A 20,558-nucleotide genomic window follows, 5' to 3' on the forward strand; every position below is an offset into this window, starting at 1 on the left:
GATCGCCCAAGTTACCCTCCGCTTCAACAAAAGTGCAGTATACTGTAGTGTGTGTGACGGGAGCCGAATGCAACGCGGCTCCCGTCGGAAGCGGTCAGAGCTTCGGCATCATATGCTCCCGCATGAAGCCCATGTACTCCACCTCGGAGGTTCCACGACGCTTATCGATCAGGGGCTGGATGTCCTGCGTGGCGACATACCGGAGTTGATCGGTACCGTCAGTGGCAGCGTTGTAGATGACCTGCGCTACCTGTCGGCTTGTTCCACGCCCGCTGGACTGACGCAGGCCGTCGAAAATCGCGCCAGCGCCGGCAATGAACGCGTCGTAATCGGAAGGCGTCGATGTGGATGAAAACTCGGACCCGGTTCGTGCCCCGAATTTCGTTTCTAGCACGCCGCCGGGCTCGACCAGTTTCACCCCGATCCCCAGAGCAGCCAGTTCGTAGGACAGCGACTCCGAGAACCCCTCCAAGGCGAACTTCGAGGCGTTGTAGAGCGAGATCATCGGGAGGCCGAAGATACCCGCGCCCGAGCTGACATTGATGTAGAGGCCGTTGCGGTTCGCACGGAAGTGCGGGAGTGTCTCTCGGACGACATCCATAACACCGAAGACATTCACTTCGAACTGGTCCTGGATCTTTTCGCGCGGCGTTCCCTCGAAGACGCCAAACAGGCCATATCCGGCGTTGTTTACGACAACATCTATCCGGCCAAACCTCCCGATGCCCTGAGAAACGGCCGACTTGATGCTTTCGCGATCCTGGACGTCGACCCTTGTAACCAGAACGTTCGGGTATTCGTCGCAGGCTTGCTTAGGATTGCGCATTGTCGCAATCACGTTCCAACCCTTATCCGCGAAGAGGCACGCAGCAGCCTCGCCGAAGCCGGATGAGCAGCCGGTGATGAGAACGGTGTTTGTCACTTTTTTCTCCTTGTCGAGCGTTGATCCTATATTTAGACGCTTGTTTTGATGGTATAAACGGTACAGATCCGTACGAGACATTGAAGGAAACTGGACAATCATGTCTGGCATGACCCTTTCGGACCTACGGGCCATTTTGGCCATCGCTGACAAAGGGAGTTTTCGCGGTGCGGCAAAGGCACTTGAGATTGCCGTTTCGTCGCTTAGCCATCAGGTCGCGAATGTCGAAAAGCGCGTCGGCGTTCGGCTGTTTAATCGCACCACGCGCAGCGTCTCGCTCAGCGAAGCGGGCGAAGCCCTCGTGCGACACATTCGCCCGGCTCTCGGCCAGATCGACGCCGCGCTGGAGGCGGTAGACCATCTGCGAGCAACCCCGATGGGGGTTCTACGGTTGAACACGTCTGAGGGTGGCGCGGAACGCGTTTTGCCTCTGGTGCTAGATTTCCTTGCCAGCTACCCTGACATGAAAGTTGATTTGGTAACCGAAGGGCGGCTTGTAGACATTGTCGCGGAGGGATTCGATGCCGGACTTCGTCTTGAGGACGTCATTCCCAAAGACATGATTTCCGTTTCCCTCGGTCAACCGGAATCATTTGTTCTGGTCGCGTCTCCCACTTACCTCGCGGACAAGCAACTCCCCGTATCGCCTGGTGACCTCCTGGTTCACGAATGCATTCGTGCCCGACTTCCGAGCGGCTCCCTTATTGCATGGGAGCTGGAGCGAAACGGTGAGGCGCTGACCGTTGACGTTAAGGGTCGCCTCATCGCGGGAAGCACCGATCTGAGTATTCTTGCCGCCCGACAGGATGCCGGCATCGCGTTCGTCTCCCTCCGTTCGGTGCAGGAGGACATCGATAGCGGGCGTCTGATACAGCTGCTTCCAGATTGGACGCCGCCCTATCCCGGCATAGCCCTGTTCTATCCGAACCGCAGACTGCCTTCCGCCGGGCTTCGCGCGTTCATCGACCACGTTCACGCTTGGCGGAAGGCGCATAGGTAATTAAACCAAGCGGATAAAGGGGACCGACCCTGGACGGGTCGGAGTGCGGCGACCATCCATGATGGCGTCGCAAATGCTTGGGGAGCCTCTTAGGGAAGGTTAAGGCCGACCCCTTCGACCACGTGATGCACCCTATTGGCAGAAAACTTGTCCGCCCTCGCCTTGCTTTCCGTGACCGGGATAACGCCTTCGAAATCGCCGTCAAGGGTCACGGTGGAAACGGTGATCACTGCCTGGGCCGCGAGGCGCGCCTCGAGTTCGGCGTAGCCGGGATACCCCGTCGGCGGTGCCGATAAAAATGAACCACAACGTCGCTATAGTCCGGGTTATCGAAGGACGGTGCGGATCCTTCGAACAGCGCTTTGCCGAACGTCCACGTCGGAGAGTTGTCGTGCCACATGATTTGGGCGATATCCCTCCGGTGGGCGTCCAGCCCTGCCCTTCCCCGCTCGATTTGGAAATAGAACTGAAACCAAAAGCCACGCTCCACTATCGCCGGAGCGGGCAGATTTGACTGGCGATGTCCTGAATCAGATATCCGCTGGCCGAAACTAGGAGATCACGCCGCTCCAGCTCGACGCGTCGGCGAAAGCGCCGTGGACGAGAACCACCGTTGGCTTTGAGCCGCTTGCGAATACGGGCAAGGCTGCAGCGTAAAGAAGCGCTGTCACGAGCAGGGTTTTGGTTGCTTTCAACATTTCCAACTCCTTTTTTTTTGATTGATACGCGACCGTCAACGCGGTTTGAATCGAATGACCGTGTGGGTACGGACACCACTGGTAGAGACTGCGCCAACGCAGTCGGACGAGGATCAAGCCGAAACTGAATCTAGCTTTTCCGAAGAAACGGGTAAGCTATACGGAGGTTTGTCAGGTTCGCCGTGCGGGGAACCATGCTTATGGCGAAAGATCGCCTCGGGCACGCTTATGCTGTGGTTTCGGGATAGCTCGATACGAAGCTAGCAACCCCTGCGAGGGGCGAAGCTTCACGCCTCGAACTGCTGCAATCGCGCAAAGCGCTCGACCAGAAGATCGATAAAAAGCCGGACCTTCCTCGGCAAGTGATTGCGGTTCGGAAAAATGGCGCTGATCGTGAACTCCACGCCCTTGTATCCTGTCATGACGGATAGGAGTCGGCCGGCCGCGATCTCCTCGACAACAACCGGGCTCGGAGCGAGAAAAATGCCGCGTCCCCTCACCGCAAGATCACGCAAGAGATCGGCACTGCTCGAGACGACATTTCCTTTCGCCCGGGCTTCCACGATTGAACCGTCCATGTCGACGAAGCGCCACATGTCGCCGAAGGCGTATAGGGCATAACTAAGGCAGTTGTGATCAACAAGGTCACTGGGTTTTTCTGGCGCTCCGTGCCGTAAGACATATTCCGGCGAACACACGAGCAGATGCCTCCAGGTCGCCAGCTTTCTTGCGATCAGATTCGAGTCCGGCGTCGTCATCCGTATAGCCAGATCGTAGCCGTCATCGATCATGTCCACCATGCGTTCCCCGATATCCAGGCTAATGGTTACTTGAGGATAGCGTTCGACGAATTCGTTCGTTATCGCTGCCAAGCTCTGGACCATCGATGAATTGGTGTAGATGCGGAGTTGCCCCCGAGGGGTCGATGACAACGCTACGACGGCCTCGTTTGCCTCATCGAGATCCATCAATATGGCCGAAGAACGGTCGTAATAGAATTTTCCGGCTTCGGTCAGGCTTAGCTTTCGCGTCGTACGGTGGAGGAGCAGGACGCCGAGCCTCTCCTCAAGGGCTTTGATGTGGTTGGCGACCATCGTTGTGGACATGTTCAACTTACGTGCGGCAGCTGAAAAACCGCCGGTCTCAACGACCCGGCCGAATACTTCCAAACTGGTCAACCTGTCCATGATCTCCGCCCACCTTAAACCGACACTTGATAATCCTTTCATATCTTCGCCGATTATCACAGCTTCAATTCGAGGGCATTTTACGGGCCAAAAGCCGAGCGTCGGATCGTATGCCTTTAGATCGGGAGAATCAAAATGGTTGAAGTGCCTCGACCGGAAGCATTCACAGTCGCTGAAACTGAGAAGGGACTTCGAATTGGCGGGCCACCCGAATTGGCCGCTCCGGTTTCATCGATTTCCGGTAAGCATCCGCTTCAACGTGCGAAGCGCAAAAGATTCCGCTCGCTCATGCTGGCGTCAGCCGTTATTGCAGCGTTTGTCATAGGCGGGCAGACGGGGTATCGATATTTCGTCGTCGATCGATACGTCGAAACAACTGACAACGCCTATCTCAAGGCGGACTCCACCGCCGTGGCTCCCAAGGTTTCGGGATACATTCGAGAAATTCTGGTCAACGACAACGACCCCGTCAAAGCAGGACAACTGCTGGCGCGCATCGACGACAGGGACTTCCAGATTACGCTATCCCAGGCGCGTGCCGACCTAGAAGCGGCAGACGCCGCAATAAGGAACATCGATACACAGGTCAACCTGCAACGCTCTCTGGTCCGGCAGGCAGAGGCTCAATTGAACGCATCCAAAGCCGCTTTGGTTTTCGCCGAGGCAGACGCGGAACGATGGAGCAAGCTTATCACGAACGGTGCGGGTTCTCAATCACGTGCGGAGCAGACCGTCTCCCTCCGGGACCAGGCAAAAGCGGCTGTGAAGCGCGACGAGGCGAACGTGGTTGCGACCAGAGACCGAATTCCGGTGCTTGAGACGCAGAAAAGCCAGGCTGCCGCTCAACGCCACAAGGCCGAGGCTCAGGTTGCCCAAGCGGAACTGAACCTGGCCTACACGCGGATCGTCTCACCTGTCGACGGTACGGTTGGCGCGCGAACTCTCAGGATCGGACAACTCGTGAACGCTGGAACACAACTAATGTCCGTAGTTCCTCTTCATTCGATCTACGTCGTCGCCAACTTCAAGGAAACACAGCTCACGGATATCAAGGTCGGCCAGCCCGTCGTGATCAGCGTCGACAGTTTCCCCGGCATTCAGATCGGCGGCCGTGTGGAGAGCCTATCTCCAGGCAGCGGTTCGGAGTTTTCGCTGCTCCCTACCGATAACGCCACCGGAAACTTCACGAAGATCGTCCAGAGGGTTCCCGTCAAGATCACAGTGGACGCTGGCGATCTCTCAGGCAGCCTGAGGTCCGGCATGTCCGTGGTCCCGCGGATCGACACAGCAGACGGGCGTTCCACGTTCGACGGACTCTGGCCGATCCAGGACTAATGAGTATACCGCGGTTTACATAGATCAGCGCATCCGGGCGTGTATTCTCGCTGTCGCAGATCGCGTCCTCGTAGACCGCCTCTACAGAAGAGGTCCCCGCAATCCTCGTCGGCAGGGACCAGCGAACTGCACGCGATAGCAGGGTCGTCCATCCGCCGGGACGGCTCTGCTCTATCCGTTTCGAAGATATTTGCCCTCACCATTCAAAAGGCAAACCGACGTATAGCTTCCCTTGGAATTGGCGGCCGCTAGCTTGAACGCGCCGCCTTGCATGCAATTGCGCTTTTTCGCTTCGAAGGCATGTAGGCGTTCAAGGCCGATCGCGTGGCCATCCGGCCACCTTGGAGACGAAGTCAATGGTTTTGGTAGAGCAGATTCTCGACAGGGCGAAAGCCCGCCTTGTTAAAATCTCCCCTGACGCTCCGGTGCTCGACGCCGCGACGTTATTCAGGGACGGAGCTGAAATGGTACTGGCGTGCCGCGAGAGCGGGCGACTTGCCGGAATAATCACAAAGAGCGATCTCATGCGCAGCTTCGTACAAAGCGGCAGGCTGGATCTGGCGGTTCCGGTCGCGTCCGTGATGCAGAAGGAAATTGTTAGCTGCGAGCCTGCCGATAAACTTGAGCAGGTCTGGCAGGTGCTTAGCCAAAACAGCTTCAGACACCTTCCGGTCGAAGATCAAAACGGATGCGCGATCGGCGTTGTAAACGCCCGGGACATTCTAGGTGGCCTGTTGCGGGAGGCCGAAAGCGAGGAGGAATTGCTGAAGGAGTACGTTATGGGTGTCGGATATCGCTGAACGAGCGCATAGTCCGCCAGCTTAGGTCCTCGCGCTTTCCTTCATCGCGTCCGCCGTGGCCAGCAGATCGTAACGGCGCACCAGTTCGCTTAATGTCCGGCACTCCATCTTCTTCATCATCCGGCCGCGATGCAGCTTCACCATGATCTCGCTGATCCCCAGCTCCCAGGCGATCTGCTTGTTCAGCAGGCCGTCAGTGACGAACTTGAGGACCTCCCGTTCGCGGGGCGTCAGCTTTCCATAGCAGTTGAGAGCGTTGTCGAGGTTGACACGCTCAGTCCGACGTTCGCTATCGAGATTGATGGCCTTGACGGCTGCGGCGACGACTTTCTTACTATCGAAGGGCTTGAGAAAGAAGTCGGTCGCCCCGGCCTTCATCGCGTCAACCGAAATCCTGACGTCTTCGAAGCCAGTTATGAAGACGACTGGATGGCTGCAGCCCATTGCAGACAGCCTTTTCTGTAGTTCAAGCCCGTTGAAATCAGGCATGTTGATATCGAGAAGTATGCAACCCGGACGCCCCGGATCGAAGCCCGCAAGAAAATCGGCAGGACCGTCGAAAGCTACTGCGGGCATATCGAAAGAGCCGAAAAGATCGATCAACGATTTGCGGACGATGTCTTCGTCATCGACGATTGTGATTAACGGTGAGGCATTCGGCAGTTCCATCGGGTGTATCATTTCAGGTCCTCCCATACTTTCCGTCTATTCTGCGAGTTGTCGGCCCGCCACGGTCTCCGGTGCATCATCATAGCCCGTCTCGACAAAAACGAGAGGCAGCCAAGCTTCGAATGACGCGCCACCCTCAAAGGTGTTTCGCGCCGAAATCACGCCTCCGTGGCTGTGGACGATGGAACGGCAGATCGACAACCCCATACCCATTCCCTCCTTCCGGGTCGTGAAGAAGCTCTCGAAGATTTCCGTCGCAATCCCTTCCGGGATGCCCGGTCCCGTATCGTGAACTTCGATGAAGGCCCGCTCACCGTCGCTTCGGGTGGTGACTTCCACCCGCCCGAACTGCGCTTGCGTCCTCTCGATCGCCTGCATCGCGTTGACGACGAGATTGACGATAAGCTGTTGGATTTGAACCGGATCGACCTCGACCGTCGCGATTTCGGCAGACAGATTGCTGCTGATCGTCACGGATCTGCGGGTCGCTTCCTTCTTGACGAACGTAAGCGCTCCGGCGATCAGTCGGTTGAGGTCGCATGTTTGCCTCTCGGGCACCGCCTTGCTCGCCATATCCTGGACACGCTTGATCACCTCATTCGCGCGCCGGACGCTCTCCTCGATCCTTCCGACGAGTTCCCGCACCTTGGGCAGGTTCGGATCGCTTCGCTGAAGCCAGCGCGCCGCGGTAGCGGCGTCATTCGCGACCACCGACAATGGCTGTCTGACCTCATGTACGATCGCACCGGAAAACTCGCCGAGAATGGACAGCTTGGAAAAATGGGCGAACTCGGATTCCATCTTCTTGAGCTCCCTTTCGATACGCACCTGCTCGGTCATATCGATGATCATCAGCACCGATGTATCGAAATTGGCAGCCGACTGCGGAAAGGAGACCATGAGAGCGGCGTCGATGGTCCTGCCGTCGAAGGTCTTGATTTTAAGCCTTTGATAATGGTTTGGCCGTCCTCGAAAGTGGGCGGACATCACGTTCGAAGAAGCCTCTGGCGTTCCAGCGAAGACATAGGCGACGGGAGCCAACAATTGAGAAATATCCGTGGCTCCGAAAAGTGTCAGCGCGACGTCATTTACCCCCCTCACGATCACAGAATTGTTGGCCTGATCGACTAGTTGCGGATTCTCGACCAGAAACGCGTCGATATCCTCGACACCGCTATGCTTTAGGTTGGTGAAAGCCTCTTCCACGTCGCTTGCGTCCACCTGCAACACTGCGGCTGGGACGTTGTTGAACAGCGTCCGGTAGCGGGCTTCGCTGACCTCAAGCTCTTTGAGCCGACGGCTCATTTCCCTCAAACATGTTGGGTCGAGGTTGTCATTAGGGAACGTCGTCATATTCATATCGTTCACTCCGCCCTTCACCGTCGGTCGAATCGGTACCCGAGGACCGAACACAGCGATGCTGCAAGAATTTAAGTAAGAAGACACCAAATGCGACTAAATGCGATTACGGTTACGCTGGTGAAATTCGAATAATGAATGCTTTGCTCACGACCCTACAGGTCGATTCTTTTAGCAAGTACTATTCGGTCTCAAACGATCCAGATAATGAGCGTCGCGCTCGGCCTCCCCCATGGATCGGGGGATCAACCGTCGTCAGGCCTCGTCTCGGAGAACCACCAACAGGACGATCTTCTCGAAAGAAAGCACGAAATAGAATTTGTAGAGCAGCGGTTCTGGTAGCCCGCGCTTGTCGAACTCGCCGTCCACGCTGCCCTTCATGATGGTGCTGCCATAATGCCGATGGATGGAAATCGCCTCGATCGACAGGGAGACGCCCGCGACATCAGTCTTCGCCCACTCTCCGATTTCGGCGAGACCCTGAACTTCATTCAACTGGTCGTTCACTATCGCGTCGGCGGCGAAGAGTCCCAAAAGGCGCTCGATGTCGCGCGAGTTGATCGCTTCGACAAAGTCCGTAATGACCTTGCGATTCATGAGTTCAGGGGTTGAGTGTGCGTTCATCGGTTCGCCGACCTTCCAAGAGCGGTGTATCATTACGTGGCTGTATCTATTGGCATTTGAGGCATGCTATCGCCTCGTCTGCCGCGTTAGGTAGCTTTGCTCGACTGCTTTCCACACTGTCACTGTCTCATGGACGCATCGGAATGGCATGTGAAACGATGTGAAAAGGCGCTCGTGAGGACAGCGGTTATTTCCCGCCTATTTAACGGCGAGACATAAACTCGGGATCGGGCGTGAAAACGTGTACCGGGGCGAAGCGTCTCCGGGATACAAACCTAACCTACCAGCTAGGTTGGCGGAGGGTATCGGGCCTTTTATACTGAGATTGACTCAGTGTGACGGCACCATGATCTACTCGTTCGGACCATATCGCTTCTTGGCGTCCCAGCGCTCGCTACAGCGCGACGGGGAACCGTGCGAAATCGGCAGCCGCGCTACGGACATCCTGACCCTGTTGCTGGAGCACGCCGGGGAAGTGGTTTCGAAGGACACCATCGTCAGTCACGCCTGGCCTTCAAGTTTCGTTGAAGAAAGCTCGATCAGGGTGCAGATTGCATCGCTCCGAAAGGCCCTGGACGACGGCGACCGGGAGAAGTACGTTCGCAACATACCGGGGCGAGGCTATTGTTTTATCGCTCCGGTCGAAAGGGAAGCGCCGCTAGAAGCGGTCTCGCGTACCTCCCTTCCCGCGACGTCCGCAACACGCCCGACCATTGATGTCCCTCCTCCGCTAAAACGTATTATTGGGCGTGACGGTGTTGTCGCGGAGCTGGTCGCCGATATCCTCGATCGTCGCTTTGTCACCGTTGTCGCATCCGGCGGCATCGGAAAGACGACCGTTGCCGTCGCGGCGGCACACCAGATGCTCGACGAATTCGAGGGCGACGTCTACTTCTACGACTTGGTCGCTCTCAAGGACGCCGCGGAACTTCTGACGGGTCTGGCGAACGTTCTAGGTGTGAACACCTCCGCCCCGAATCTCCTGACATCCATCGTCGGGAACCTGGACGGCCGCCGCCTCCTGCTGGTTTTAGACAACTGCGAGCATATCGTCGAAGACGTCTCGATACTGGCAGAATCACTGTACGATGCCCTGCCGGGTCTTCACATACTCGCCACCAGCCGCGAAGCACTGCGGGTGGAAGGCGAGATACTTCTCCACCTCCAGCCACTCGAAGCACCACCTCCGGGCGCGGCCATTTCAGCTGCGGATATCGAGAACTTTCCCGCCGTCCAGCTTTTCTTCGACAGGGCTGCCGCTGCGGGACTGAGAGGTGAACCCGGCGACGAAGACGCGAGCAAGGCCGCGCAGATATGCCATCGGCTCGACGGCATCCCATTGGCATTGGAACTGGCGGCTGGTCGCGCCGGCGCACATGGGATTTCGGGTGTGGTTCAACTGCTCGAGAACCGCTTTCGACTTCACTGGCGAGGCCGACGAGCAGCGCTTCCGCGTCATCAGACGCTGAGATCGATGTTCGACTGGAGCTACAACCTGCTTACCCGCGAGGAGCAGGCGCTTTTCCGGGCCCTGTCCGTGTTCAACGGGGGATTCACGCCGGAGATGGCGATAGCGGTGGCTGCCTTTATGGAAACTACCGAAGAAGAAGTCTTCGATCTCTGCGAGAGCCTAGCGGAAAAGTCCCTCATCTCGCTTCAGACCGGACAACAGCTTTATCGGCTCACCGAGACCGCCCGCGCCTATGCAGGGGAAGCCCTTCAGCAGCACGAGGGAGAACTCGCCCGCGCCAGCCAAGAACATGCAAGCTATTTTCTTGCCTTCACGCGGAAGCTGACCGAGTTGACCCCGCCTTTCGAGAGATGGGGCGAGCAGCACAGAACCAGCGACCTCCTTGCCAATGTCCGGTCTGCGTTGAGATGGTGTTTTTCCGAGGATGGAAATGACGACGTCGGCGTCGCGCTCATCGCGTCGTCCTGGCCGCTTTTCTACGAAATGGGCCTCCTGACGGAATGCGGGTCGTGGGCGGCGAGAGCGCTCGCGGCGGCGACCGAGCTCGACCTCGCGACTGAAGCGTCTCTTTGCGAAGCCGTGGCCTTGACGGGGACGATGGCGGTACATTCAATGCTTCAGGTCAAGACGGCCTACAGTCGATGCCTGGAGTTATGCCGGGAGCTTGGAGATGTCGGGCGCGAGATGCGCACGCTAGCGGCCTATAACGTATTCATCACCAGGATAGGAAAGTATCAGGAGGGTCTTGAGGCAGCCAGGGATTTCGAGGCTCTTTCGGCCGAGGCGAACATTCCCAAGGCCAGGCTCCTGTGCGGCTGGATGAACGGGACGACGCTTGCCTATCTCGGTTCATTCGCGCAGGCGCGCCATTACCTGGAGGCCGCCGTCCCCAGATATCCCCTTCTCGACCTTTCGTTCACAGCGATGCTACAGCTCGTAAGAGCGCGCTCGCTCTACGCCCGGACGCTTTGGATAGAGGGAGAGACGGACAGGGCCCTTCAGGAAGTCGAGCTGGCGCTGGAGGAATCTCGCACATACGGCAACCCCGTCTGCCTGGCGATCGCGCTCACGCACGGAGCGGGCGTTTTCCTTTGGTCGGGAAATCTCGACAGAGCGCAGGAACTCGCAGCGGACCTTCACAGAATCACTACCAGCAACGGACTTCCTGCCTTCGAGGCCTTGGCAATCGGCATAAAGGGGGAACTGGCTTTGTCGGATGGTCGGCTGGAAGAAGCCGAGGCGTTGCTTAACGAGGCTCTCGTCCGCGCCGACGCCCAAATGCATGCGAACACCGCGACTACCATCGCCGCCGCCCAGTCGGAGTGCGCATTCCGTGCGGGACGACCGAGGGAATCCCTCGATCTGATCGACCGCGCGATCGGCCGGGCGACTGAAACGGGCGAGCGGTTCCAGCTTGCCGAGCTCCTGCGGCTCAAGGCGACGTTCATCGTTCCATCGAATGCGGAATTGGCGGCCGAAACCTTTCGCATTGCGATCTCGACCGCGCGCCAGCAGGGTGCGCGTGCCTTCCAGCTCAAGGCCGCGGTCGGCTTCCGCGACGCGCTTCTACCGGGGACGAAGGACGAAGCACATGCCGCGGTGGCCGAAGCATGCCGCTCCACGCGGCCGGATGATACTTCAGAAGCCGTAGATCGGCCTAGCGTTCCGGCCGCCTGACATCATAGACCGTTCTCGAACCTGTGGCTGATCTCGGCCTTGCCGACCACGTCCGCGATCAGACGGTCGCCCGGACGGATGTCAAGAAGGAAGGGATAGGTGCCGGATGTCACTATATCTCCTTTTTTCAGCCAGGAACCCTCTTCCCGCAGTCGTTCGGCGGTCCACAGCAATGCCCTAAGGGGGCGAACGAGCATGGACGTCACATCCCATGCAGTGCGGCCTTCCCTTTGCACGACAGCACGTACGTCCACATTTCCTGAAAGGTCTACGCACGGGATTGGCGTGGGCTCCATGATGATTTCCGCGTGATCAATCCGCGCCAAACGGCCTGAGTGGTGTCGGCAGCCGTTGAAGGCAACAAGAACCGGATACACGCCAGCGATGGCCTTCGAAACGGACTCGGTGGCGATATCCTCGCCTACAAACGGATATTCACGCGCGATTTCGAAAGCGATGTCGATCTGGTAACCCACGATGTTCTCGTGAACCGGGATACCATCGTCCGTAAACCGTCTACCGCCGTCGGCCTGCATAAGCTGGGGGCATGAAGCGCCGAAATGACGCTGGACGGGTTCGGAGAAACCGAGCACGGCATAGCCCGCCCAGCTCGCGCCGTCATGTCCGCTACCGCGGTGATCTCCACCGATTGAGTTGGGTTTCTCCGGCCTCTCGATATTGAGGGAAGCGCCGTTCGACTTGCGACGAGACCGCAACGTATGAGCGGGAAGCTCGAAGAGGCGTTGGTCACGAACACGGTTTTGAGATTGATATACCCTACCAATCTGTATTCCTGATGCAGTCGTCATGTTCGTCGCCCTCGCTGCGGTATGGTTCGCTGAAATTGCTCGGCTGCAACGCTTTGCAATCCAGCGGAACCACACTGACGTCGAACCACGGGTTACGTAACTGAACTTAGGTATGCCATCGGGGTCACGGGTGCATCTCATGCTCGTTCCATGGTGATTTACCATGTGCGGGCGCTGAGTACACCAAAGTATGCTACCCGGGCGGTTCTCAGGAAATTAGTCTGACCCCGTTCGGCGACATCCGTGGCTCATCGGACTGCAGCCTGTTTACGAGGGAGAAGATGGTGACGGCAACGCTCACAATGCATCCGCGATCATCAACCCTCGACTTGTCGGTTGTTGACGCGCTCCGGATGGCCGAGAGCTGCGCCAGTGGCGATCGGGAGCTACCTTCGCATTCGCTGCCTCATTATTCGGTACGATTCAATTCGCAGATCGTGGAGCTGACCCTGTTGGACCTCATCCACGACCCTTTGGTCGCCAGCCTCAACCGGGCGGACGGCGTCAGCTTCGAGACTTACATGCAACTGCTTCTGAGCGCGGCACGCGTCAAGGCGGAGAGCCTGTCTTAACGAAATCCTCCACGCTCCCGCAAGGATCGGCGAAGTTGAAAGCCCGATCGACGTCCAAACTGCTAGATGCGGCCCAGTCGGATCACTATAAGGCTTCCGTCCAGGTCGGGAGAAACAGTTGACCGAAATACCGTCCGATGCGTTCTACGAGCTTCCGATCCCACTCCGCGATCAGCTTCTTGCCTTTTGGGGCAGCGCAAAAGGCGTTAGACAGTAGCGCGGGCTTCTCGGGTGAAATCGTCTTTCTCGATAACGGCGATAGCGTCTTTCCACGACTGACCTGCGCTAAATTCCCGCGACGGCGCGAAGTCTTCTCACCAGCTGAACGTGCGGAGCGCTTCCTGCGTGAGATCAAGCTGCAGACGGCGGCGCATTATCACCCTAACGTACATTGGCCCTTTGACGTTATCTTTATCCTTGGCACGCCCATCGCCTTTTTCCGGCGGTGGGAGGGCGATCTGTCCGATTTCATCGAGGATCCTCGTTGGGGTGATCTCGGGCGATTGTCGTTGTTGATCCAGCTTTCGGCGAGTCTCGCGCACGGTCACCGTCGCGGCTTGGTTCACCAAGACCTCAAGCCGCAAAACATCTTCGTTCGAGACCTGAGGACGAACTTTTCGCTGCCACCGACCGATTTGTGGTTTCGCCCTTTGGTCGCGGACTTTGGTAGCGTCAATCTTGCCGCAGACATCGGCGTGTTCACTGGTTCGCGCCCGTACATGGCACCCGAACAATGGCACAAGACCGAGCTTGGTGAATGGACCAGCGTGTTCGCGTTTGGAATCATGCTTCACGAGATCATGTGGCGCGAAGTCCACCCGACGGGCGAGCGCAGCCGCGACTGGCATCGGCAGATCAACTCGGTTTTAATCGCTGGCAGAAGAACGACCGTTGGCGAAGATGAGTGGGAGACGGCTGCCCACTCGCGCGATCGCTCCCCATCACGATTTGGCGGAATTGGTGGCGGCAAGCAAATCACCCCGGCTATGCTTTTCGTCGCCGAAATTAGCGGTGGGTGTGGTCGTCCCGGTTTTCGGGAAAAATACCTCGCGTCGCCACTATGTTCAACGACGATGGCAAGACTGAGGATTGTCGACCCCTCCTCATGGCGTCGAAGGACCACCTCTCGTGTCGATACTCGGAACCACCGACATACCCGATCGCAGACGGCCGATATACTCCTTGCTATCGATGACGATTTTCACGGGGATTCGCTGGACGATTTTCGTGAAGTTGCCCGTGGCGTTGTCGGCGGGCAACAGCGAAAACTCGAGTCCGCTTCCCGGTGAAACGCTGTCGACGTGCCCGTCAATGGCCGCATCCGGAAAACTGTCCACCTTGACCGCCACCCGCTGCCCCGGCACGACGTCGGTCAGCTGTGTCTCCTTGAAATTGCCCACGACGTAGACGGCGTTGAGAGGCACGACCGCCATGAGCTGTGTGCCGGCGCTTACCAGCTGCCCAAGACGTATGGTACGCGCGCCGACCGTTCCGTCAATCGCCGATACGATGTTGGTGTAGGACAGGTTGAGCTCGGCTTGGTTTACTCCGGCCTTTGCGCGGTCCCTCTGGGCGATGGCTTGGCTGCGTTGGGTCTCAAGCACTGGAACCTTGTTTTCCGCTGCCACGACGGCCGCCTTGCTATTGTCCACCGCCGCTTTGGCCTGTTCGCTCACCGATTGTGTTTGCTCGGCTCGCGAGAGCGTCCCGGACCCGTTTGTATAGAGATACTCGGACCTTTTGGCATCGGATGACGCAAAGGCGAGATTGGCTTCCGAAGAGGCAAGCGCCGCTTTCGCCTGATCGATCAGCGCATTCTGGAGCACGATCTGCGCATCGACGTTTGCGATGGCCGCCTCGGCGGCTGCGAGATCACCGCGAGCCCGCGACACCGCGGACTGGAAGTCGCGATCGTCGATCCGCGCGACGACCTGCCCGGCCTTGACGTGCTCGTTGTCGGTCACGAGGACCTCGCTGATATATCCGGAGACCTTCGGCGCGACCGCCGTGAAGTCTGCCTTGAGATAAGCGTCGTCGGTCGTGATAATGAAACGGCCAAGGGTGTAGTACTGGAACCCCTCGTATGCGCCATAGGCTGCGGCAAGGAGGATCGACCCGCCGAGCATGAGGCGTCGCATCAATCCACGAGTACCTGAACTGGGCTCTACAGGAAGGTTGACCGTCTCCGATGCCGGAGAGGGCTTCGCTTCCCGATCGGGCTGTGGCAGCCTTAGGACTTCGGGCGAAGCTATGACTAAAGACTCTGCCATCAAAATTCTCCTCATCGAAATGACGTTGATCGCATTCTGGAGAAGTCGGCGTGGATCGACAGCTATACGTTCGGGTACCGGGGTCGCGGCACTGACCGGGAGCACTGTGGATTATCAGCCCCGCGAAGCGTCGCTACCGATGGCGTCATGGATCAATTGGAGAAGCAATGAAGTATCGATCGGCTTGGCTAGGAAGCCTGACGCGCCGTATTTCAGGGCCGTCGCCTGCATTTGATTGTCCGAGTAGGAAGTCATGATCAGGATCGGAGGGCAATCTTCCCGAGACTTCAGCAATCTGAGCATCTCGATGCCCGAAATCCCCGGCATCCTTACGTCGGCGAGAACGCAGCGGAACGATCGGTAGCGGTCACTGTCCAGGAAAAAGTCCGCCGAGCCGAAAAGTTCGCTCGTGTATCCGGCGGTATCGAGAAAGTCCTTGATCGAATTCCGTAGGTGAACGTCGTCTTCGATGATTGCGATGTGTGCGGTTTGCGAGCCAGCCATTTTTGAAACTTGTCACTTTCCGCAGCGGGATTTCAGAAAAACGCGTCAAATAATCGGTTCTTGCAACACGGGACGGCAAATCGGGACTTTTTGATCAGCATGAAAACGAGACGGTTGAGATTCAAACTTCTCCGGTTGTCGCAATACCACGCATTGCAGGAGCGCCGTTATATATACCTCCGTTTGGTTTTTGGTAGGAATAGCCGCAACTTTCAGATACCGCTTTTCGCTCAGGCCGCAGCACACATCCTATTTCCTCCACTTTCGCGCCCTGGGGGAATTGGCTGCTCGTCCACCTGCGCGAAAAACATGCCAACGCCCAGCACGAGAACCTTCAGCGGGAAGAAGACGGTTGGAAACCAATCTACCCAATCGTCTGTCATTGACCAATTCTTTACGGTTGTATGGACGCAGGGCACATACAACATTTTCGGCTTGCAAGAGACGTGCTTTTTGTTGCAGCGATTAGAACACCCGCTCCCGGAGGTCTTGGAGCACTCCACTAAGAAGGGAAGCACACGTAAAACCGCCTGCGAGCAAGGGTACCCTTTCGTACAACTGCAAAACGCCAGCGATCACCTTCACTTTCGTCCCGCAACAAGGGAAACGACCCCCCTCACGGAGAATAACATAAAAAAGCTATCGTATTCGGCTGTACTCGCGCTCTCGGCACTCCTCGCAGTTCCCGCTATGGCCATCGATCCCATTCCGGGTAGCATAACGTACGAGAGGCAGCATGCCACACGCCTCAAAAAGGCCCCCGTCGGTAGCCAGTTCAATCATGACTTTTATTCTGATGGCACTCGCTATTCCGAAACATACGTCGTGCAGTCTGACCGTTCGCTCAAGCTGGTGGACCGTGTCTGGCAGTCAAGTCACTGAACTAGGTTGTAGGACCCGGCAGTCCAGCCGAATCCCACCTAACTGCTATTGCAATTCGCCCCTTTCCAAAGTCGCGATATCGACGACGTCACTGCCTGCCGCGCCGATGCCCGCCCTTCCATTGGTCGGAAGCGTGAAAGCCACCAAGGCCCCACCCCTTCCACGGTTGCCTGCACTGAGCTGACCGCCATGGGCTTCAACGATAGATCGGCAGATGGCAAGACCGATCCCGAGAGCATCGCTTTTGGTCGTGTAGAAAGCTTCGAACACCTTTTCCGGGTCGGTCAGACCGGGACCGTTGTCACCGACGGAGACCTCCACAACCTCACTGTTCACCTTTCTCGCACGTACCTCGATTGACCGACTGCGTGACCGGGTTTCATCAAAGGCCTCGACACTGTTCTTGAGTAGATTCAGAACCACCTGCTCGATTTGAACGCGGTCTGCCAGAGTGTCGGGTAGGTCACCGTCAAGATCGACGTGGACCTTGATTTTCCCCGCGATCAACTTGTCGGCCAGCGAACTCTTCACGTCCTCGATCACTGCTTTCAGCGAAACCGCCTCGCGCTTATGCTCTGTCTGCGAGAAAATGGTTCGGATACGGCTGACTACTTCTGCCGCCGCCTCCACGTCCCGCACGATCCACTCAGCGGTACGTGTCGCCCGCTCGAGGTTTGGCGGCGTGGCCCTCAGCCAGTTCTTGAAGGCGGTTACATTCGAGACAACCCCCTGCAGTGGCTGGTTCAGATCATGTGCGATCGAAATCGAAAGCTCCGATAGGCTCACGGTTCTCGCGGCTTTGGCCAAACGCTCGTCGGCGATCCGGAGGGCTTCCTGCGCTTTCACCTCGTCGTCGATGTCCAAGTTGACGCCGTACCATTGCAGGATTTTGCCACCGTCATCCCGGAAAGGCTCGCTCCTGTCCTCTATCCAGCGATAGACGCCGTCCGCTCTGCGTTGTCTGTAACGCATCGCGTAGGGCTTTCCCTTACGGCGCGCAAGCGCCCAGCGGTTCTCGACTGTTTCCCTGTCGTCGGGATGGACGAGGTCTTCCACCGCCGGACTGATGTCGAGCCGAGAGCCTTCGCTTTTGCGAGAGACGTACAAGCCGTTGTTGTCGACCAACCTTTTGTTGACATAGACAGGCGTTCCGCTGTTGTCGGAAAGGACAATCCCCACGGGCACGGTATCTATCATATGCTGAAGGTAACGTTCGCTTTCGCGCAAAGCGGCCTGTGCTCTAACCTCCTCCTCGATATCGATGGAAACACCATACCACCGGATGATGTTGCCAGTGTCGTCCCTGAGCGGTTCGACGCGCGAGTCAAGCCATCGGAACTGCCCGTCTTTCCTGAGCAACCTTCCCTTGGTATGCAATGCTGTGCCAGTTTCTAAGGCATTCTTGAATTCTTCGGCAATGCGCCTGCTGTCATCCGGGTGTATCAGCTCCGAATACGTTGGCCGAGGTGCAGACGGATTGCTGGGGCTCGGCCCCGGTTCGATCCCGGTCCATTCGACCATTCGGTCATTGAAATGGAAGACGAAACCTTCGGTCGACATCAGCCATATCAACGATGGCACCGTATCCACTATGAGGCGCGTCTCCGTCTCGCTTCTGCGCAGCGCGTTCAGCGCTTCGATCTCGTCGTTGATGTCGAGAAAAACGCCGTACCACTGGACGATCGCCCCCTCGATATCGAGAAGCGGCTGAACGGTAGCATTCGTCCATCTATAGGAACCGTCCGAACGCCTGTGACGGTACTTGAGGCAGAATGACTTTCGTGTGGCAAAGAGCCGACTGACAGTCGCCCTTATCTCCTGACGTTCTTCGGGGTGAACCGCATCCATGAGCAGGCTCTCTAGTCCGCCGACATCTCTTTCTCCAGCCGATAGTCCAAACCATCGGATCAATTGGTCATTGACATAGTTCGTCTTTCCGTCAGGACCCGCGCGCCAGATGAGTGCGGGCACAGTGTTGATGAGCTCGCGGAGCTGCTGCTCGCTGGCCTTCAACGCCGCCTCGGCGTTTTTCTGATCGGTAATGTCGACCGTCGAACCGTACCACGCGGTGATCTTTCCGTTTTCGTCGCGAGAGGCGATCGCGGAATCCCGGAACCATCTGTAGGTCCCATCGTAGCGGCGTACGCGTTGCTCGTCGACAATGGGTTCACCCGTCTTGAGACTGTTGCGCCAGAGCGCCAAGCTTCTTTCCCGGTCATCGGGATGAACGAAGGGTGTCCACCACGCGGTGTCGGTTCCTTCCATCCTCTCCTTCATTTCCTCCGGAGTGATCCCGACGAACTCCGTGGCGGCGGGGTTCACGAACCTCATGCGGCCATCGGGATAGGCCGACCATCCAAGTCCGGGTATATCTTCCAGAGTCGGGCGGACAGTCTTATAGACCTGATCGTAGAAGGATATCGTCCGATAGGAGGTGATAACTGCCCAGATCCCGAATGCGCTTATCGCGTAGGCAGTCCAGCCCCTGATGCTCAAGTTTGCAAGATCGCCTTCTACCCAAATAAGCGCGGCAGCTGCTGCGCTTATGACGATGGCCGTAGCGATACCCCACCTCCAGCCAAAGCAAATAGTTGCGAAAGCGACGGTAATCAGGAGGCCGACAGGCTCGCTCAAAAGGACGGCAAATCCAGCGCCGACCGCACTCGCCGCAAAAGCAAACCAACGGCGCTGCTGTGATGTCTGGAAATCCATCACGCCTTCCAAGGATGATGACAGGACGCGCCGGGCTACGGTAGCGGGTCGTTCATGACCGAGTTCAACCTATACCGATGGTTCGGTGGTCGAAACCTATCTCGTAGGACAGGTAAGAGGCATGATCGGCCCCGCTATTCGACGTTCTCTCGTATATGGGAGGGCAGCGCCTGCCAGGCGGTGAAGAGCTGGTTGAATGTCGTCACCTGCATCTTCTTCATCATGTTGCTGCGGTGCAGCTTTACCGTGACCTCCGAAATGCCCAGCTCGAAACCGATCTGCTTGTTCAGGCTGCCCTCGACCACGAAGCGTAGCACCTGACGTTCCCGGGCGGTGAGACCTTGGTAGAGCGCGATATGCTTTTGCGAGTTCGTTTGAGCCTCGCGCCATTCGAGGTCGGCGCTGATCGCCCTAGAGACGGCATCAAGAAACGTTTGATCGCGCACGGGCTTCGTAAGAAAGTCCTTGGCTCCGGCCTTCATGGCCTCGACGCTCATGGCGATGTCGCCGTGGGCCGTGAGAAATATGACCGGGGTGTGGTTGCCTTGTTTCAGGAGATGATCCTGTAGGTCTAGCCCGCTCAATCCCGGCATACGGACGTCCAGCACGAAGCATCCCGGCCGATCCGGCAAGGTGGCCTCGATCACCTCGCCTGCGGACGCAAAGGATACGGTGTCGATACCGACTGAGCAGAGAAGATTTTCCATCGCCTCCCGCACGCGGGCATCGTCGTCAACCAGCGTCACGATCGGCAGCAGCTCCAACGGCCGCGTTGCAGCCCCCTCCATGGTCATCCCCTCAAAAGCGGCGCGCGCCCACGCGATCCTATCATACAGCGATGTTAACAAGAGAAGCATCGTTTTGGAACCCTGCCCCATCCGCCCGGATCCGAGATCTGGACGGACCGACGAGCTCAACACTCGGCTCCACGCGGTATCGGGCAATGACACCGGCAACTGGCGACGTGATTTTTGGCGCGATTTGTACAAGCTCCCTTGGTTGTCGGAACTGGTTACGGCGCAATTCCGGATGTTAGGATTTCGCTGTGCGGAAAGTCCGCCGGAGTC

Annotated in this window: 16 protein-coding genes and 1 pseudogene; 6 read left to right on the forward strand and 11 right to left on the reverse strand. The window is 57.6% G+C overall.

What is annotated here, in order from left to right; translation table 11 throughout:
- Positions 1 to 94 precede the first annotated feature (94 nt).
- Positions 95 to 1,033, reverse strand: a complete 939-nt coding sequence (locus FHW77_RS23905; RefSeq protein ID WP_286086136.1) for an SDR family oxidoreductase — start codon at positions 1,031 to 1,033, stop codon at positions 95 to 97.
- Here FHW77_RS23905 and FHW77_RS23910 point away from each other — a divergent pair.
- Positions 1,023 to 1,922, forward strand: coding sequence for a LysR family transcriptional regulator (locus FHW77_RS23910; RefSeq protein WP_044460223.1), 900 nt, complete (start codon positions 1,023 to 1,025; stop codon positions 1,920 to 1,922). The two genes, FHW77_RS23905 and FHW77_RS23910, sit on opposite strands and share 11 nt — an antisense overlap.
- A 551-nt stretch (positions 1,923 to 2,473) precedes the next feature.
- Here the strand turns inward: FHW77_RS23910 and FHW77_RS26605 are convergent.
- Positions 2,474 to 2,620, reverse strand: coding sequence for a hypothetical protein (locus FHW77_RS26605; protein ID WP_286084903.1), 147 nt, complete (start codon positions 2,618 to 2,620; stop codon positions 2,474 to 2,476).
- 287 nt (positions 2,621 to 2,907) lie between these two features.
- Complete coding sequence (locus FHW77_RS23920) at positions 2,908 to 3,807, reverse strand: LysR family transcriptional regulator (RefSeq protein WP_034495556.1); 900 nt, start codon at positions 3,805 to 3,807, stop codon at positions 2,908 to 2,910.
- A 135-nt stretch (positions 3,808 to 3,942) separates the two neighbouring features.
- On the opposite strand from FHW77_RS23920, the gene FHW77_RS23925 reads away from it, so the two are divergent.
- Together FHW77_RS23925 and FHW77_RS23930 are read left to right on the forward strand one after the other, a co-directional pair.
- The gene (locus FHW77_RS23925) at positions 3,943 to 5,142 is read left to right on the forward strand and encodes an HlyD family secretion protein (RefSeq protein ID WP_182590816.1); all 1,200 of its coding nucleotides are present in this window, start codon (positions 3,943 to 3,945) and stop codon (positions 5,140 to 5,142) included.
- 356 nt (positions 5,143 to 5,498) lie between these two features.
- Positions 5,499 to 5,942 carry a CBS domain-containing protein gene (locus FHW77_RS23930; protein WP_034495477.1) on the forward strand — a complete coding sequence of 148 codons (444 nt, stop codon included), beginning with the start codon at positions 5,499 to 5,501 and terminating at the stop codon, positions 5,940 to 5,942.
- A gap of 21 nt (positions 5,943 to 5,963) precedes the next feature.
- Here the strand turns inward: FHW77_RS23930 and FHW77_RS23935 are convergent, their stop codons facing one another.
- The 3 genes from FHW77_RS23935 to FHW77_RS23945 form a co-directional block, all read right to left on the reverse strand.
- The gene (locus FHW77_RS23935; protein ID WP_044460226.1) at positions 5,964 to 6,623 is read right to left on the reverse strand and encodes a response regulator transcription factor; all 660 of its coding nucleotides are present in this window, start codon (positions 6,621 to 6,623) and stop codon (positions 5,964 to 5,966) included.
- Between the two features lie 24 nt (positions 6,624 to 6,647).
- Complete coding sequence (locus FHW77_RS23940) at positions 6,648 to 7,970, reverse strand: sensor histidine kinase (protein WP_131258990.1); 1,323 nt, start codon at positions 7,968 to 7,970, stop codon at positions 6,648 to 6,650.
- 255 nt (positions 7,971 to 8,225) lie between these two features.
- The gene (locus tag FHW77_RS23945; protein WP_131258988.1) at positions 8,226 to 8,594 is read right to left on the reverse strand and encodes a nuclear transport factor 2 family protein; all 369 of its coding nucleotides are present in this window, start codon (positions 8,592 to 8,594) and stop codon (positions 8,226 to 8,228) included.
- 346 nt (positions 8,595 to 8,940) lie between these two features.
- On the opposite strand from FHW77_RS23945, the gene FHW77_RS23950 reads away from it, so the two are divergent.
- Positions 8,941 to 11,742, forward strand: a complete 2,802-nt coding sequence (locus FHW77_RS23950) for an ATP-binding protein (protein WP_182590817.1) — start codon at positions 8,941 to 8,943, stop codon at positions 11,740 to 11,742.
- A gap of 2 nt (positions 11,743 to 11,744) precedes the next feature.
- Here the strand turns inward: FHW77_RS23950 and FHW77_RS23955 are convergent, their stop codons facing one another.
- Positions 11,745 to 12,551, reverse strand: coding sequence for a hypothetical protein (locus FHW77_RS23955; RefSeq protein ID WP_131258986.1), 807 nt, complete (start codon positions 12,549 to 12,551; stop codon positions 11,745 to 11,747).
- A 281-nt stretch (positions 12,552 to 12,832) separates the two neighbouring features.
- Here FHW77_RS23955 and FHW77_RS23960 point away from each other — a divergent pair, with 281 nt between their 5' ends.
- The gene (locus tag FHW77_RS23960; RefSeq protein WP_034495464.1) at positions 12,833 to 13,123 is read left to right on the forward strand and encodes a hypothetical protein; all 291 of its coding nucleotides are present in this window, start codon (positions 12,833 to 12,835) and stop codon (positions 13,121 to 13,123) included.
- A 137-nt stretch (positions 13,124 to 13,260) separates the two neighbouring features.
- A pseudogene (locus FHW77_RS26990) lies at positions 13,261 to 13,905 on the forward strand (protein kinase domain-containing protein); the annotation flags it as partial.
- 321 nt (positions 13,906 to 14,226) lie between these two features.
- Here the strand turns inward: FHW77_RS26990 and FHW77_RS23970 are convergent.
- The 4 genes from FHW77_RS23970 to FHW77_RS23985 all read right to left on the reverse strand — a co-directional run bounded on the left by FHW77_RS23970 (position 14,227) and on the right by FHW77_RS23985 (position 20,369).
- Positions 14,227 to 15,249: an HlyD family secretion protein gene (locus tag FHW77_RS23970; protein WP_502709249.1), complete on the reverse strand. Its 1,023-nt coding sequence runs from the start codon at positions 15,247 to 15,249 to the stop codon at positions 14,227 to 14,229.
- 258 nt (positions 15,250 to 15,507) lie between these two features.
- Positions 15,508 to 15,897 (reverse strand): response regulator transcription factor, encoded by a 390-nt coding sequence (locus FHW77_RS23975; protein ID WP_034495459.1) that lies wholly within the window; start codon positions 15,895 to 15,897, stop codon positions 15,508 to 15,510.
- Positions 15,898 to 16,824: 927 nt separating this feature from the next.
- Positions 16,825 to 19,491, reverse strand: coding sequence for a PAS domain-containing sensor histidine kinase (locus tag FHW77_RS23980; RefSeq protein ID WP_182590819.1), 2,667 nt, complete (start codon positions 19,489 to 19,491; stop codon positions 16,825 to 16,827).
- 134 nt (positions 19,492 to 19,625) lie between these two features.
- Complete coding sequence (locus FHW77_RS23985; protein WP_353618996.1) at positions 19,626 to 20,369, reverse strand: response regulator transcription factor; 744 nt, start codon at positions 20,367 to 20,369, stop codon at positions 19,626 to 19,628.
- Between the last annotated feature and the right edge of the window lie 189 nt (positions 20,370 to 20,558).

The organism is Agrobacterium sp. RC10-4-1, from assembly GCF_014138475.1.
Classification (GTDB): Bacteria; Pseudomonadota; Alphaproteobacteria; order Rhizobiales; family Rhizobiaceae; genus Agrobacterium; species Agrobacterium pusense.

Coding starts and splice junctions, on each gene's coding strand:
- FHW77_RS23910 (WP_044460223.1), top strand. CDS start 1,023: ATGTCTGGCATGACCCTTTCGGACCTACGGGCCATTTTGGCCATCGCT.
- FHW77_RS23905 (WP_286086136.1), bottom strand. CDS start 1,033: ATGCCAGACATGATTGTCCAGTTTCCTTCAATGTCTCGTACGGATCTG.
- FHW77_RS26605 (WP_286084903.1), bottom strand. CDS start 2,620: ATGTTGAAAGCAACCAAAACCCTGCTCGTGACAGCGCTTCTTTACGCT.
- FHW77_RS23920 (WP_034495556.1), bottom strand. CDS start 3,807: ATGGACAGGTTGACCAGTTTGGAAGTATTCGGCCGGGTCGTTGAGACC.
- FHW77_RS23925 (WP_182590816.1), top strand. CDS start 3,943: ATGGTTGAAGTGCCTCGACCGGAAGCATTCACAGTCGCTGAAACTGAG.
- FHW77_RS23930 (WP_034495477.1), top strand. CDS start 5,499: ATGGTTTTGGTAGAGCAGATTCTCGACAGGGCGAAAGCCCGCCTTGTT.
- FHW77_RS23935 (WP_044460226.1), bottom strand. CDS start 6,623: ATGATACACCCGATGGAACTGCCGAATGCCTCACCGTTAATCACAATC.
- FHW77_RS23940 (WP_131258990.1), bottom strand. CDS start 7,970: ATGAATATGACGACGTTCCCTAATGACAACCTCGACCCAACATGTTTG.
- FHW77_RS23945 (WP_131258988.1), bottom strand. CDS start 8,594: ATGAACGCACACTCAACCCCTGAACTCATGAATCGCAAGGTCATTACG.
- FHW77_RS23950 (WP_182590817.1), top strand. CDS start 8,941: ATGATCTACTCGTTCGGACCATATCGCTTCTTGGCGTCCCAGCGCTCG.
- FHW77_RS23955 (WP_131258986.1), bottom strand. CDS start 12,551: ATGACGACTGCATCAGGAATACAGATTGGTAGGGTATATCAATCTCAA.
- FHW77_RS23960 (WP_034495464.1), top strand. CDS start 12,833: ATGGTGACGGCAACGCTCACAATGCATCCGCGATCATCAACCCTCGAC.
- FHW77_RS23970 (WP_502709249.1), bottom strand. CDS start 15,249: ATGCTCGGCGGGTCGATCCTCCTTGCCGCAGCCTATGGCGCATACGAG.
- FHW77_RS23975 (WP_034495459.1), bottom strand. CDS start 15,897: ATGGCTGGCTCGCAAACCGCACACATCGCAATCATCGAAGACGACGTT.
- FHW77_RS23980 (WP_182590819.1), bottom strand. CDS start 19,491: ATGGATTTCCAGACATCACAGCAGCGCCGTTGGTTTGCTTTTGCGGCG.
- FHW77_RS23985 (WP_353618996.1), bottom strand. CDS start 20,369: ATGGGGCAGGGTTCCAAAACGATGCTTCTCTTGTTAACATCGCTGTAT.